The sequence below is a fragment of the Streptomyces sp. Rer75 genome, from assembly GCF_013414305.1.
GTDB lineage: Bacteria > Actinomycetota > Actinomycetes > Streptomycetales > Streptomycetaceae > Streptomyces > Streptomyces himastatinicus.
On sequence record NZ_CP058693.1, the window covers coordinates 8949824 to 8964853 of the forward strand.

The following is a 15030-nucleotide window of genomic DNA, read 5'->3' on the forward strand; positions in this document are numbered from 1 at the left end:
ACGGCGGAGGCATGACGGAAGGGGTCAGGCGGACTCGTAGCTGACGGCGTGCGCCCCCTGGAGCAGCTGTTCGCGGTTTCTGATGCCCATCTTGCGGTAGACGCGGGTCAGATGCTGCTCCACGGTGCTGACCGTGATGAACAGCCGGTCGGCGATCTCACGGTTGGCGTATCCCTGGGCGGCCAGCATGGCGACGCGCCGCTCGGATTCGCTCAGCCCGCCGAAGCTGTCCTGGCCCGCACGGTCACTCTCGCGGGATCCCGCGCCCCCTGGTGTGCCGATGCTCCGTGGCGTGGAGGTCGGCAGCAATTCCTGGCACAGGGGTTCCGCCTGGCAGCTCTTGGCGAGCCGCCACGCCCGCCGCGCGGTCGGACGGGCCCGTTTGTCCCCCAGCTGCTGGTACGCCCGGCTCAGGTCGGCCAGCACGGCGGCCGCCTCGTACCGTGCGCCACTGCTCTCCAGCAGGCGGAACGCGTCCCGCAGAACGGGGGGTTGCTGGGCGGTCGGCTGGACCAGGGCCAGGCCGTGCAGGGCCATTCCGCGCGACCGGGCGAGCCCGGTGTCCGGCCTCGCGAGCTGCTTCTCGACGAGCCGGGCCGCCCGCTCCCGGTCGCCCAGCCGCAGCCACGCCTCCGCCTCGCCCAGCCGCCAGGGCGCCACGGCGGGCGTGTCGACGTTCCAGCGCCGCATCAGGCTGCCGCACCCCTGGAAGTCGGACAGCGCCAGATACGTGTTGCCGGTGGCGAGGTGGTGGCGGCCGCGCGCGTACAGATAGTGGAGCCCCGCGCGGGTGAGGAACAGCTCCGGCGGCGGCTCCGGCGCCAGATACCCGGCCGCCGCCTGATGATCGCCCATCGCGGTGTGCGCCTCGACCAGTATGGCCAGCGCCAGCGCACTGCTGACGTTCCACCGAGGCCCGGACAGCCGGGCGTACGCCGCCTCCGCTTGGCGCACGGCGTCGGCCAGCCGTCCGCGCCGCAGCGAGACGAGGGCGCCGACGCAGGCGATCTGCGCCCGCCAGGCCGGGGCGTCATGGCGCCCCGCGTCGCCCGCCAGATGGTCGTGCCACGTGGCCGCGGCGTCGAGCCGGTCCGCGTAGCACAGGGCGAGCAGCGCCTTCGGCAGGCTGCTGAGCTGCGAGGTCACCGCGTTCTGGCTGCTCTGGAACACCTGCTCGGCCAGGGCGATGGCGTACTCGTCGGCCCCCCGCTCCAACACCAGGGCCAGGGCGTGTCTGGCGCGCAGCTCGGAGTGGGACGTGGCCGGGGCGGCGGTGTCCGGCAGCGGACGGCTCAGCCGGTCGAGCACACCGGGGACCTCGGCGGCCATGAGCATCCGCGTTCCGTGCAGCGCGGTCGCCATCTCCTCGTCGCCGTCGTTGAGATGGTCGACGGCCGCCAGCGCCTCGTCGAAGCCGAGGTGGAACAGCATGCCCTCGGCGGCCCACAGCGCGTCGTCACCCGTCAGCTTCCCCTCGACGATGGGGCCCTTGAGCGCGAGGAAGTGCGGGGCCGAGTCGGCGGGGCGCAACTGCCACTGACCGCAGGCGTACTGCGACTTGACCGCCAGCCGCTGCCCCTCGTCCACGCAGCATTCGCGGGCCAGCTCCAGACACCGGATGCCCCGGTGCACGTCGCCCTCGTTCAGGGCCTGGCAGGCGGCATCCCGCAGTACGTCCAGCACCCAGTCCTCGTGCAGCGGACCGGCACCGAGCAGATGCGCGGCGACCGCCTGGGGCGGCGCCCCGCTGTCGTACAGCAGGCGGGCGGCGCGGTACCGCAGCTCCGTCGCCTCGCCGTGGGGCATCTCGCCGAGGACCGCCTGCCGAACGCCCGCGTGCCGCAGCCGCGCACCCTTCAGCACGCCGATGCCGGTGAGCAACCGGAGGTAGCGTTTCAGCAGTTCCGTATCGATGCCGCTCAACCGGCTCAGCAGCAGCGGCGTGGCCGCCTCGTCCAGCAGCGCGACACACCGGGCGAGCAGGACCGCGCGCGGGCCGATGCGGTGCAGATACGCGAGGACCGCCTGCTGGAAGACGGGTCCGATCGCCACCCCTCCCTCGGGCAGCGGCGTGGTCCCGTCACCCTCCGACGGGGCCGTCCCCGCCGCGGATTCGGGCGCGGCACGCAGCCTGTGCTCCTCGATGAGCGCCTGGGCGAGCAGCGGATTGCCACCGCTCAGGGTGTGTATCTCGGCGATGAGCCGGTCCGCGGGCGGGGACGGTGCCAGCTCCCTGACGCCCGCCCGCGAGAGCGGCCCCAGGTGGAAGCGGCGCACGCTCGTCCGGTAGAGGAGGTCGTGCAGGATGCGTGGCGGTTGCTCCTCGACGGAGACTCCGCGCGTGAACACCAGCGCAAGAGGAAGCCGGTTGAGGCGCTGCGCCACGTAGCGCAGACAGGAGAGGCTGGCCGTGTCGGTGTGCTGGATGTCGTCCACGGTGATCAGCAGCGGACGCCGGGCCGCCAGGTCGGCGATGAGCTGGTACGTGTGGTGCGCGACGGCCAGGGAGTCGCCCTGGGCCACCGGCGGGACGGAACGCGCGTCGATCGCGTGGAAGAGCTGGGCGAGTGCGCTGTACGGGACGTCGCGCTCGTGGGGCGAACTCACCACACCGAGCACCGTGCTGCCCGCCGCGGTGGCCCGTTCCGCCAGAGCGTTGAGCACCGTGGTCTTGCCCATCGCCGTCGAACCGCTGACCGCGGCGATGGCCCCCCTGCCCCGCGTGGACTGCATCAGGAGATCGTCGAGCTGTTCCAGTAATTTTCTTCGTTCCACCAACACTGTTGAGCTTCCCCCTGTCGGCATCTTTGATCACGAAGCCGGTTCCGTTTTCCGGCAGGCCGGGGAACGGAACGGACTCGTCAATGCTGGAAGTGCGCGACCTTCATTCGGTCACTATCCGGGCGGTAGGATATTCGGCGGGACGCCGCTGAACACCCCCTGAAGGTATTCCTAGGGAAATCTTAGTGCCAGGATCCTGTGGTTTCCGGGAAGAAGCCCGGTCACGTCTTTGCGGAGCGATGAATTCCTTGTGTCCGACGCTCGGATCATGAAAATGCCAAAGCCGTAGAGAAACAGGGTATTTTGTTGTAGACACCTGTCACGCACCGGGACCAGAGGACATGGTCCTTGGGGTCATGAACACGGCGAAGGCCGCGGCGGTGACCGCCGCGGCCTCGGGTGACGGCCGACCGTCAGTCCTGGTACACCTTGTTCGTGCCGGGTCCACCGGAGAGCGTGTCCGTGCCCTTGCCGCCGTACAGGGTGTCGTTGCCGCTGTTGCCGTACATCGTGTCGTTGCCGTCTTCGCCGTACAGCGTGTCGTTGCCCTTGCCGCCGTATACGTAGTCGTTCTCGGCCCCGGCGCGCAGGATGTCGTCTCCGTCGTCGCCGTACAGGTTGTCGGCGTCGCCGGTTCCCGTGAGGGTGTCGTTCCCGGCGTCGCCGCGGCACTCGTACGAGCAGGCGCCGACGATGGTGTCGTCGCCCTCGCCGCCCCGGACGCCCATGCCGTTGCCGCCGTTGATGCGGTCGTCGCCGTCCTCGCCCAGGAAATGGTTCTGCCCGGTGCCCTTGAGGACGTCGTCGCCGGCGCCGCCGCGGAGCGCGGCGATCGTGCCCGCCTTGCCGTCGACCGTCGCGGTGTCGGCGCCGTCGCCCAGGAAGAGCTCGAAGGTGGTGGAGTCGTCCGAGCCCAGGGGCTCGGGGATGATGCACTGCACGACGGTGTGATCGGCCGTCGAGGGGTAGGTGCACGCGTCCCACTGCGCCGCCGAGGCGTCGATGCCCATACCGGACTGGTCGCGGAAGGTGATGAGGAAGTCGCCGCCGAACTGGGAGGGGTCGACGTCGATGTTCTCCGCGGAGACCGTCACCTTGTTCGTCTGCCCGGCGGCGGCCAGGTACGACAGCACGCCGTCCTCGTGGGAGAGGGTGGCCTGGGTCGCCGCGGCCGCCGTGTCCGCGTGGGCGGCGGGCGCCCAGAGCGCGGCGCCGCCTAACGCGACGGCGAGTGCGGCGGTGGCGGTGGCGGTGGAGGCGAGGAATCTGTGCTGAGCCATGCGGAAGTGCCCCTTCGGGGAGCGGGTGGATGATCACCGGCTTAGACGGGGCGCCGGGGGCGGGGGTTGTGCCGGAAATCCCTCGTCAGGGGCCCGGGGCGAACATGTCACCGCGCGGCTTCCCGGCGTTCCCCCGGAGGGCACCGGAAGGCAACCCCTCGGCGGGCGGCCGGGCCGGTGGGAGAACCGATCAGAGATGGAGAAGCGCGGTCGCCGAGCCGCGGCTAGCGTGATCCGGGCGAGTCATTGCCACTCGTTCCCCCGACCCCAACGACGCGCGAGAACGCGACATACTGCTCGAAGCCGGTCAGGTCGCGCCAGGCGACGCCGACGGGTCCGCGCAGGCGGCCCCGTTCCACAGATGGAGACACGATGAGCATGACCACGAGGACGGACACGCAGTCGCCTGCGCCGCACATCGCCGACAGCCACGACCTGATCCGCGTGCACGGCGCGCGCGAGAACAACCTCAAGGACGTCAGCATCGAGATCCCGAAGCGCCGGCTGACGGTGTTCACCGGTGTCTCCGGCTCGGGCAAGAGCTCGCTGGTGTTCGACACGATCGCCGCCGAGTCCCAGCGGATGATCAACGAAACCTACAGCACCTTCGTCCAGGGTTTCATGCCGACGCTGGCCCGGCCCGAGGTCGATGTGCTCGACGGGCTGACGACCGCGATCATCGTCGACCAGCAGCGGATGGGTTCCGACCCCCGCTCCACGGTCGGCACCGCCACCGACGCCAACGCGATGCTGCGCATCCTCTTCAGCCGCCTCGGGCAGCCGCACATCGGCCCGCCCGGCGCGTTCGCCTTCAACGTCCCGTCGGTCCGGGCGAGCGGTGCGATCACGGTCGAACGCGCCAACAGCAAGGCCGTGAAGGCGACCTTCACCCGCACCGGCGGCATGTGCCCGCGCTGCGAGGGCCGGGGCGCGGTGTCCGACATCGACCTCACCCAGCTCTACGACGACTCCAAGTCGATCTCCGAGGGCGCGTTCACCATTCCCGGCTGGAAGTCGGACAACGTGTGGACCGTGGGGCTCTACGCCCAGTCGGGCTTCCTCGACCCGGACAAGCCGATCAGCAGGTTCACCAAGAAGGAGATGCAGGCGTTCCTCTACGGCGAGCCGACCAAGGTGAAGGTCAACGGCGTCAACCTCACCTACGAGGGGCTGATCCCGAAGATCCAGAAGTCGTTCCTCTCCAAGGACCGGGAGGCGATGCAGCCGCACATCCGGGCGTTCGTGGACCGGGCGGTCACCTTCACCTCCTGCCCCGACTGCGACGGCACCCGGCTCAACGAGGGCGCCCGGTCCTCACGGATCGGCGGAATCAACATCGCCGACGCCTGCGCCATGCAGATCAGCGATCTGGCCGCATGGGTGCGCGGACTGACCGAGCCGTCGGTGGCGCCGCTGCTCACCGCGCTCCACCACACCCTCGAATCGTTCGGGGAGATCGGCCTCGGCTATCTCTCGCTCGACCGGCCGTCGGGCACGCTGTCGGGCGGCGAGGCGCAGCGCGTCAAGATGATCCGCCACCTCGGCTCCTCGCTCACCGACGTCACGTACGTCTTCGACGAGCCCACCATCGGGCTGCACCCCCATGACATCCAGCGGATGAACAACCTGCTGCTGCGGCTGCGGGACAAGGGCAACACGGTGCTCGTCGTGGAGCACAAGCCGGAGACCATCGCGATCGCCGACCACGTGGTCGACCTCGGCCCCGGCGCCGGTACGGAGGGTGGCAGCGTCTGTTTCGAGGGCACCGTCGAGGGGCTGCGGACCGGTGGCACCATCACCGGCCGCCACTTCGACGACCGGGCCGCCCTCAAGAAGGCGGTGCGGACGTCCACCGGCACGCTGCCTATCCGCGGCGCGACGGCGCACAACCTGCGCGACGTCGACGTCGACATCCCGCTCGGCGTGCTGGTCGCCGTCACCGGAGTTGCGGGCTCGGGCAAGAGCTCGCTCATGCACGGCTCGCTGGTGGGCAGCCGGGAGGCCGCGGAGGCGGGGGTGGTGGCGATCGACCAGGGCGCGATCCGCGGCTCCCGGCGCAGCAACCCGGCGACGTACACCGGGCTGCTCGAGCCGATCCGCAAGGCGTTCGCCAAGGTCAACGGCGTGAAGCCGGGGCTGTTCAGCGCCAACTCCGAGGGCGCCTGCCCCCAGTGCAACGGCGCCGGTGTCATCTTCACCGACCTGGCCATGATGGCCGGTGTCTCCACCACCTGCGAGGAGTGCGAGGGGAAGCGGTTCCAGGCGTCGGTGCTGGACCACCGCCTCGGCGGCCGCGACATCAGCGAGGTGCTGGCGATGTCGGTGGCCGAGGCCGAGGAGTTCTTCGGTGCCGGTGAGGCGCGTACCCCGGCCGCACACCGCATACTCGGTCGCCTCGCCGACGTCGGGCTCGGCTACCTCAGCCTGGGCCAGCCGCTCACCACGCTGTCCGGCGGTGAGCGGCAGCGGCTCAAGCTGGCCACGCACATGGCCGAGAAGGGCGGCGTCTACGTCCTGGACGAGCCGACCACCGGTCTGCACCTCGCCGATGTCGAGCATCTGCTCGGCCTGCTCGACCGGCTCGTCGACTCCGGCAAGTCGGTCATCGTCATCGAGCACCACCAGGCGGTGATGGCGCATGCCGACTGGATCATCGACCTCGGCCCCGGCGCGGGCCACGACGGCGGCCGGATCGTCTTCGAGGGCACCCCCGCCGACCTCGTCGCCGCCCGCTCCACCCTCACCGGCGAGCACCTGGCGGCCTACGTCGGAGCCTGACCGGGCCGTGATGGGTGCGCGACGTCAGGAGAACCGGGCCCGCAGTTCCGCCTCGAGGACTTCGAGCGTGCGTCCCCGGGTCTCGGGGACGTAAGCCTTCACGAACGCGAGGGAGAGAACGCCCGCCGCCACGAAGAGGAAGAAGGTGTTGGAGATCCCCATCGCGGACACCAGCGACGGGAAGACCAGGCCGATCGCGAAGTTGGTCAGCCACAGCACCACGGCCGCGATGCCCATCCCGAACCCGCGCATGCGCGTCGGGAAGATCTCGGAGAGCATCAGCCAGGTGACCGGCGATATCGCGCCCTGCTGGAAGGCCAGGAACGTCACCGTCATGGCCAGCACGGCGAAGGCGCGGATCGTGCCTTCCGGCAGGACGAGCGAGAACACCCCGATGAGCAGCAGGGCGCAGGTCGTGCCGAGCTGGCCGGTCATCAGCATGGGGCGGCGGTCGACCCGGCCCAGCAGCCAGATGCCGACGAAGGTGGCGAGGACCGAGATCACACCGTTGGCGATGTTCGCCGTGAGCGCGCTGTCCGAGGTGAATCCGGCGTCGGTGAGGATCTGCGTCCCGTAGTACATGATCGTGTTGACGCCGGTGATCTGCTGGACGATCGCGATGCCGAACCCGACGAACATCAACTTGCGCATCCACGGGGTGGCCTTCATGTCCTGCCAGCCGCCGAGTTTCTGCTGCTCGTCCTTGACGGCGAGCGCCGACACCTCGCTCAGCTCGGACTCGGCCCGGGGCTGCGACCTGACCTGCTTGAGCACCTCGAAGGCCTCGTTGAAACGGCCCTTGGAGGCCAGCCAGCGCGGGCTCTCCGGCATCACCAGCATGCCGAACCAGAGCACCACGGCCGGGACGGTCGCGATGACCAGCATCCACCGCCAGACGCCGCCGGACTCGCCGCCCACCCTCGCGATGATCGCGTTGAAGGTGAAGGCCAGCAACTGGCCACTGACGATCATGAGTTCATTGCGGGTGACCAGCGCGCCACGCCGCTCGGCGGGTGACACCTCCGCGAGGTAGACGGGCACGGTCACCGAGGCGCCGCCGACCGCGAGACCGAGCGCGAACCGTGCCACGATCATGACCTCGGTGTTCGGCGCGAGCGTACAGCCGAGCGTGGCCAGGAAGAACACCACGGCCAGCAGCAGGATGTTGCGCCGCCGCCCCCGCGCGTCCGAGAGCCTCCCTCCGGTGACCGCGCCCAGCGCCGCGCCCAGCAGCAGCGAGCTGGTGACCATGCCCTCGGTGACGGGGGTCAGGCCCAGGTCGTCGGTCATATAGGGCAGGGCGCCGTTGATGACACCGGTGTCGTAGCCGAAGAGGAGCCCGCCGAAGGTGGCGATGATCGTGATGACCCTCAGCCGCCGGTTCACCGCCGACGGGGCGTCGTCGATGGGTGGGGCGGGGGCGGGGCGCGCTGCGTCGTCCCTGACGTCCATGGTCAGTCCTTTGCCGAACGGGGTGTGACGTCCACCAGTCCGAGGTGACGGATGCGATGGGAAGGGTGGGCTGTCGCGCTCTACTAGCGCGCTCTAGTAGGAGTACGATGTCCCTTGTCCAAATGTCATGTCAATAGACGGTTGCCGGTTGCCGCAAGTTTTCGTGTGCGCCGACCGAGGTGAGCGGGAACAACCGGGAACGACATGACGCGCGGGGCGCGGGAGAGTGGGTTCACCAGTGGTTGGAACGGGCAAGCAGCGCCCCACGATGGCGGACGTGGCCGCGAAGGCACGGGTGTCCCGGGCCCTGGTCTCGATCGTCTTCCGCAACCAGCCGGGGGCGAGCCAGAAGACCCGTGAACGCGTGCTGCGCGTCGCCGACGAGATCGGCTACCGTCCCGACAACGCGGCACGGCTCCTCGCCCGTGGCCGCAGCCGCACCCTCGGCGTGATGCTCACCGTCCACAACGCGTTCCACGCCGACCTCGTCGCCAGCGTCTACCCCGAGGCCGAGGGGCTCGGCTACGACGTCCTGCTCGCCGCGACCGCTCCGGGCCGCGGCGAGTCCCATGCCGTCGAGTCCCTGATCAGCCACCGCTGCGAAGCGGTGATCCTGCTCGGCCCGGACGCGCCGACGGCCGACCTGGACGCGTTGGGTCGGCGCACGGTCGCCGTCTCGGTCGGCCGCCGCGTACCGGGCGCCCGGGTCGACAGCGTCCGCAGCTCGGAGGGCAAGGGGGTCCGCCAGGCCATGGACCACCTGGTGGAACTCGGCCACCGCCACATCGTGCACATCGACGGCGGCCGGGGGCCGGGCTCGGCGGAGCGCCGCCGCGCCTACCGCGCCGCGATGCGCCGCCACGGGCTCGACGCCGCGATGCGGGTGATCCCCGGTGCCCATACGGAGGAGTCGGGCATCGCGGCGGGACACCTGCTCGTGGCCGAGCGCGACCGCGGTAACGCCCTGCCGACGGCGGTGCTCGCGGGCAACGACCGTTGTGCGATGGGCCTGTTGATGACGTTGACACGGGCGGGCGTCGACGTCCCCGGCGAGGTGTCGGTGGTCGGCTACGACGACAGCCATCTGTCGCATGTGATGCCGGTGGGGCTGACCACGGTCCGTCAGGACGCCGTGCGCATGGCCCGGTATGCGGTGCGGTTCGCGGTCGAGCGGCTGGATGACGGTACGTCGGAGCCGCGGGAGGCGGTGCTGGACCCGAAGCTGGTGATACGGGACACCAGCGCGCCACCCCGGACGGAGGGGTCTCCGGCTACCTCGCCGTCAGCGCGGTGACCAGGGCGTCCAGCCCGTCGAACCGCCCGTCGAAGACATCGGAGCCGGTCGGCGGATCCCCGACCGGTCGCCGGACGTAGGCGGTCCGCATGCCCGCCGCCCGGGCTCCGCGGAGGTCCCAGGCGTGGGCGGCCACCATCAGCACGCGCTCCGGCGGACATCCGGCGGTGTCGATGGCGAGCCGGTAGACCTCCGGTGCCGGTTTGTAGGCCGAGACGGCTTCGGCGGACAGGGCTTGGTGCCAGCGCAGCCCGGCATGTGCGTTGAGCCGCGGCAGAGCGGTGTGGCCGGCGTTGGAGAGCCCGAGCACGGGGAAGTGCCGCGCGAGCCGTTCGAGCCCGGCGACGGAGTCGTCCCAGGCGGGCAGGCGCTGCCCCGCCGTGGCCAGGCGGGCGATGGTTGCCGGATCCGTGAGTCCGGCATGCTCGGCCACGTGTCCGGCGGCCTCGGCGTCGATGGTCTCGGTGTTGGCGTACGCGCGGTGCCCCTGCGCGATGCGTTGCTGCTCGCGCTCGACGTGCTGCTGCCACACGGTGAGCAGCGCTTCGACGGCCGCGTCGTCCCGCGCGTCGTCGGACGCGGGCATCGCCTCGCGCAGGGCCGCCCGGAGTCCGCCGGGTTCGTCGACCAGTGTGCCGAGGACGTCGAAGACGACGACCTCGATGTCGCGGATCTCGGCCATGCTCTCTCCCGTGGTCGTGGTCTCGTGGCCATGCCGGCGTCACCGGCTCAACAGGTGACGACCTTGTCACCGGCTTCGTCACCGGTCAAGATGGTGACGTGGATTTCGCGTTTGTGAGCGGCGACCCGGCCCTCGATCTGGCAGGCACCGTGCGGTCGCGTCGAGAGGAGCCCGTCGACGTCCTGGCGGCGCCCGCGGACCTCGAACGGTGGGTGGCCCGGTGCGACGCGCTCCCCGACCGGGTCACCGCCGACATCGCGACCTTCGCATCGGCGCTGTCGCTGCGAGAAGCCATCTACCGGCTCGCTCTCGATCGCGTGCTCAACCGGCCCTTCGATCCGGGCAGCCTTGAGATCGTCAACGACACGGCCGCCGGGCCGGTGCCCACGCTCGAACTCGGCGACGCGGGGCTGCGGATATCGGGAGACCTTCCGGCGGTGCTCTCCCACATCGCCCGGAGCGCCATCGCCCTGCTCGCCGATCCCGACGCCTGCCTCAAGGAGTGCGGGCGCGGTGGCTGCACGCGCATCTACCTCGACCGCTCGCGCGGCGCCCGGCGCACCTGGTGCGGGATGGACGAGTGCGGCAACCGCGTCAAGGCGGCGGCCTATCGAGCCCGCAAGCGGGCCGCGACCACGGCCGACGGCCGCGGGCCCGGGGGTGCCGCCTGACGGCGATATCACACCGAAGTACCGCAAAACTCCTTCGCGCGGTCGGGCCGTGAGAGTGGCCCGGGGGCCGAAATACAAGATCGTCAGGGCCTACCGATTCCGGCTCCGGGTGGGATACCCCTGAAGGGACGGCCCCGGCCTGGGCCGTTCCTCCCCTGAATCCGCTCCGGAAGGAGTCCCGCCATGGATGGCTGGTCCGTGGACGACCGTTGTATGAACTGCGATGCGGCCCGCCAGCTCGCGCCCGGACTGATCGGCGAGCACGAAGGAAAGTCGCGGATCCTGCGGGCGCCGAAGGACGCGGCGGAGACCCGGCGCCTCCACGCCGCCGTGTTCGCCTGCCCCACCCGCTCGATCCGCCCGGCGTCCGGACGGCCGGACCGGGCGCTGGACCCCTTTCCGATGGCCCTGGACGACGCCGTCATGATCTGTGGGCACAACTCCCCGCACACCGCCGGGGCCAACTCCTACCTGCTCCTACGGCCGTCCGGCACGGCCATGATGGTCGACACCCCTCGCTGGAGCCATGAACTCGCCACGCGGTACGCGGAGTCGGGCCCGATCACCGATGTGCTGCTCACCCATCGCGACCACGCCGCACACGGCCGCCGCTACGCGGACCACTTCGGCGCCCGGTTGTGGATCCACGAGGGCGACCTCGATGCCGCACCGGACGCGGACCAGGTGATCCGGGGGATCGAGCCACGGGAGATCGCCGAGGGGGTCACGGTCCATCCGCTGCCCGGGCACACCCGGGGCAGTGTGCTCTACCTCGCCGATGGCCGCTACTGCTTCAGCGGCGACAGCTTCTACTGGTCACGCACGACCGGTGATCTGGCCGTGGCGGACAGCGTGACCTGGTACTCCATCGAGGAACTGGCCCGCTCCCTGGACAGGGTGGCCGGGCGGCTGCGCTTCGAATGGCTCCTGCCGGGCCACGGTGACCGCCACCGTCTGACCGCCGATCAGATGTCCCTGCGGATGCGGGCCCTGGCGACACGCACCCGGCTGCTGCGGCCCCGGCCGGTCGACTTCACCGCCGTCCGCTGGTGAGGTGCGGGCGTACGTCACGAGAGCCCTCGGCGCTGGATCCTGGCGACCCCGGCGTAGGCCCACACCCGCTCCGGGTCGTAGCCCAGCCCGTCCTCCGGCCGTGGTGCGGGGCCGAGTTCGGGATGCCACTCCGGCAGCCGTACGACTCCGGGCTCCACCGGACGCGTGCCGTCGAACAGGTGGAGGACGTCGGCGTAGCCCCGCAGCACCATGGGCGCGGCGACGTTGCGCTCGGCGTAGACGGCGGCCCCGGCGGAGGTGGTGGGGGAGTAGTCGCCGGTCGCGTGGGACATCGCCAGATAGCTGCCGTCCGGCAGGGCGTCGCAGTACGTGCGGATGAGGCCCGCGGGGTCCGCCTCGTCCGGAACGAAGTGCATGATCGCGGAGAGGATCAGCGCGATGGGCCGGTCCCAGTCGAAGACTCCTGCCGCACGCGCCTCGCCGAGCACCGCGGCGGGCTGGTGCAGGTCCCCGTGCCGGTAGGCCACGCGGCCCGCCGGTCCGGAGGTCAGCAGGGCACCGGCGTGGGCGAGGACGATGGGATCGTTGTCCATGTACAGCACCCGGCAGGTCGGATCCACCCGCTGTGCGACCTCGTGCAGATTGGGTGAGGTGGGCACCCCCGTGCCCAGGTCGAGGAACTGCCGCACCCCCGCCGTTTCCGCCAGGTACCGCACCGCACGGTGCATCCACGCCCGGTTCCCCCGCGTGCTGTCCCGCACCTGCGGCGTGCGGCGTAACACCTCCTCGGCCGCCTCCGCGTCGACCGAGTAGTGGTCCTTGCCGCCGAGGTAGTAGTCGTACATGCGGGCAGGGTGTGGCCGACCCGTGTTGATCTGCTCGGGCGCGAAGCCGAGTGTCTGCGGGGTCTGGCCATCGGCGGGCATCGGTGTTCTCCTCGAACCATGAACGGGCAAGGGCGGTGGGGCAGTCGGTGCGTTCCTGCGTAGGGTATGCGGTCCGCCCCGATCCGAACGTCCGTTCCTTCCGTTCCGTGGGGAGTGAGGCAGAATTCCGGTCAGGGGGCGTGACCCCGCTACGCGACTGGGAGGTCCTGACGTGGCCAGTAAGTTCACCGAGCTTGCGATCGACTGTGCCGATCCTCACGCTCTCGCCGGGTTCTGGTGCTCGGTCCTCGGCTACGAGGTGCAGGACGAAGAGGACGGACTCGTCACGATCGGCTCCCCCGCGGTGCCCGAGGGCAGGAACCGCCGAGGCCCCGTGCCACCGGCATTGACCTTCGCGCGCGTGCCCGAGGGCAAGACCGTCAAGAACCGGCTCCACATCGACGTCAACCCCACCGACAGGGAGCAGGCCGAAGAGGTCCGCCGCCTGCTCGACCTGGGCGCTCGCCACGCCGACGTCGGCCAGCAGGGCGATGAAAGCTGGGTCACGCTTGCCGACCCGGAGGGCAACGAGTTCTGCGTCCTCGCGAGCCGCTGTCCCTGAGCGGTGGCTCTAGGTACGCGTACTCATGCGGGAGCGCTCCCATGTGAGCAGGGTTACGCGTATGACATCGACCGTGCCACCTCAGGGCTCAGCGGATCGGGGAATCCCCGGGGCCGTAGATTTGCTTCTCGCGGTGCTTCTGCTGGCGCTGGACGCCGCCGTGGCTTTGGCCGCCTTCTTCGCCGCGGGGCTCGCGGCATGGGGCGACGCCGCGGACGGCGAGGACGTGAGCGTGGACATGGGCCCGGTCATCGGGCTGGGGGTCGTCACCGTCATCGCCGGGCTGATCGCGTTCGGTCTCATCCGGGGCGGGCGGCTCCCGCTCGCCGCGACGGTCCAGTGCCTGGCGACGCTGGCCCTGCTGGGGGCGACGCTCCTGTGGTGGTCCTCGGAGTACCGCGTCGCACACCCCGACCCTGCCCCGGGCTCCGGCTACTCCGGTACCTACGGTCAGTGCCGCAGTGGGGGCGACAACTCGGAGTGTGCCCATAGCGGGGGCTGACGGCCCGACACCCCCGGGCTGACCTGGGGCTGCGCACAGTGAGACGATGCGCCCGCCGAATCGATGTTCTATGGAAACGGAGGGCGAATGCATAAACGTCGTGGAACCGTGACCCGCCGCTGGAAGGTGGCGGCGGTCGCGTCCACGGTGGCCGTGGCGGTCGCGGTCCCGGTGGCGGTGGCTCAGGCCTCACCCGAACCACCGGAGGTCAGCGCCAAGGGCGCGTATCTGCTCGACACCGGTTCCGGCGAGGAACTGATGGCCAAGGGCGCCGACACCAAGCGTCCGACAGCGAGCACTACGAAGATCATGGCCGCGCTCGTGGTACTCGAGACCAAGAACGTGGATCTCGACAAGCAGGTCACCGTCAAGAAGGACTACCTTGACTATGTCACCACGTCGGAAGCCAGCACGGCGGACCTGCAAACCGGCGACAAGCTGACCGTCAATCAGCTGCTGTACGGGATGATGCTCCCGTCGGGCTGTGACGCGGCGATGGCGCTGGCCGACACGTTCGGCAGCGGTGACACCGTGGCCGAGCGCACCAAGTCGTTCGTCTCCAAGATGAACGCCAAGGCGGAGGACCTGGGGCTCACCAACACCCACTACGACTCCTTCGACGGTGTCTCGGCGAGCAGCGGGAACTACTCGACGCCCCGTGAGGTGGCCGAGCTGACGCAGCGGGCGATGAAGAACGCCACCTTCCAGAAGGTCGTCAAGTCGGTGTCCACCCAGCAGGAGGCACCGGCGGCCAACGGCCGCACGCGGTACTACTCCTGGGACAACACCAACCGCCTCCTGGGCTCGTACCAGGGCGCGATCGGGGTCAAGACCGGGACCACCACCCCTGCCGGTCCCTGTCTGGTGTTCGCCGCCGAGCGCGATGGCCGCACGGTCGTGGGAGTCATCCTCAACGACGCCGCGGACCGCTACCCGGACGCGCAGAAGATGCTCGACTTCGCGTACGACGCCGACACCCAGGTGAAGTGGCGCAAGCTTCCCAAGGACGCTCAGCGGGACTGAGCCGACAGCACTGACCCGTAAGGCCCTTCGGGAGGAGAGCGCGGTGCCCCGGCCGGGTGGTTTCC

Annotated in this window: 12 protein-coding genes; 7 read left to right on the top strand and 5 right to left on the bottom strand. The window is 70.3% G+C overall.

Translation table 11 applies throughout. The features are described 5' to 3' along the window. Positions 1-24 precede the first annotated feature (24 nt). Both HYQ63_RS38130 and HYQ63_RS38135 read right to left on the bottom strand, forming a co-directional pair. Complete coding sequence (locus HYQ63_RS38130) at positions 25-2805, bottom strand: AAA family ATPase (protein WP_179938232.1); 2781 nt, start codon at positions 2803-2805, stop codon at positions 25-27. Positions 2806-3194: 389 nt separating this feature from the next. Then, on the bottom strand, positions 3195-4061 hold the full coding sequence (locus tag HYQ63_RS38135; protein ID WP_179938233.1) for a calcium-binding protein: 867 nt from the start codon (positions 4059-4061) through the stop codon (positions 3195-3197). Positions 4062-4433: 372 nt separating this feature from the next. Here HYQ63_RS38135 and HYQ63_RS38140 point away from each other — a divergent pair, with 372 nt between their 5' ends. Beyond that, positions 4434-6839 (top strand): excinuclease ABC subunit UvrA, encoded by a 2406-nt coding sequence (locus tag HYQ63_RS38140; protein WP_179938234.1) that lies wholly within the window; start codon positions 4434-4436, stop codon positions 6837-6839. A 24-nt stretch (positions 6840-6863) separates the two neighbouring features. Here HYQ63_RS38140 and HYQ63_RS38145 read toward each other — a convergent pair whose 3' ends face one another. Next, positions 6864-8291 carry a sugar porter family MFS transporter gene (locus HYQ63_RS38145; RefSeq protein ID WP_179938235.1) on the bottom strand — a complete coding sequence of 476 codons (1428 nt, stop codon included), beginning with the start codon at positions 8289-8291 and terminating at the stop codon, positions 6864-6866. A gap of 268 nt (positions 8292-8559) precedes the next feature. Here HYQ63_RS38145 and HYQ63_RS38150 point away from each other — a divergent pair, with 268 nt between their 5' ends. Further along, a complete protein-coding gene (locus HYQ63_RS38150; RefSeq protein WP_179938236.1) occupies positions 8560-9585 on the top strand; it encodes a LacI family DNA-binding transcriptional regulator in 1026 nt (341 codons plus the stop codon). Here the strand turns inward: HYQ63_RS38150 and HYQ63_RS38155 are convergent. Continuing rightward, on the bottom strand, positions 9563-10267 hold the full coding sequence (locus tag HYQ63_RS38155; protein WP_179938237.1) for a haloacid dehalogenase type II: 705 nt from the start codon (positions 10265-10267) through the stop codon (positions 9563-9565). The genes HYQ63_RS38150 and HYQ63_RS38155 overlap by 23 nt on opposite strands. A 98-nt stretch (positions 10268-10365) precedes the next feature. Here HYQ63_RS38155 and HYQ63_RS38160 point away from each other — a divergent pair, with 98 nt between their 5' ends. Continuing rightward, positions 10366-10938, top strand: a complete 573-nt coding sequence (locus tag HYQ63_RS38160) for an ABATE domain-containing protein (RefSeq protein WP_179938238.1) — start codon at positions 10366-10368, stop codon at positions 10936-10938. Positions 10939-11121: 183 nt separating this feature from the next. Then, positions 11122-11991 carry a 4Fe-4S domain-containing protein gene (locus HYQ63_RS38165; protein WP_179938239.1) on the top strand — a complete coding sequence of 290 codons (870 nt, stop codon included), beginning with the start codon at positions 11122-11124 and terminating at the stop codon, positions 11989-11991. A gap of 14 nt (positions 11992-12005) precedes the next feature. On the opposite strand, the gene HYQ63_RS38170 is transcribed toward HYQ63_RS38165, so the two are convergent. After that, entirely contained in the window at positions 12006-12878 is an 873-nt protein-coding gene (locus HYQ63_RS38170; protein WP_179938240.1) for an SAM-dependent methyltransferase, read from the bottom strand. Positions 12879-13050: 172 nt separating this feature from the next. On the opposite strand from HYQ63_RS38170, the gene HYQ63_RS38175 reads away from it, so the two are divergent. From HYQ63_RS38175 to HYQ63_RS38185, 3 genes are all read left to right on the top strand, one after another. Continuing rightward, positions 13051-13440, top strand: a complete 390-nt coding sequence (locus HYQ63_RS38175; RefSeq protein ID WP_179938241.1) for a VOC family protein — start codon at positions 13051-13053, stop codon at positions 13438-13440. 61 nt (positions 13441-13501) lie between these two features. Beyond that, positions 13502-13942 (top strand): DUF6234 family protein, encoded by a 441-nt coding sequence (locus tag HYQ63_RS38180; RefSeq protein WP_257232411.1) that lies wholly within the window; start codon positions 13502-13504, stop codon positions 13940-13942. 87 nt (positions 13943-14029) lie between these two features. After that, positions 14030-14965, top strand: coding sequence for a D-alanyl-D-alanine carboxypeptidase family protein (locus HYQ63_RS38185; protein WP_179938243.1), 936 nt, complete (start codon positions 14030-14032; stop codon positions 14963-14965). Positions 14966-15030 lie beyond the last annotated feature (65 nt).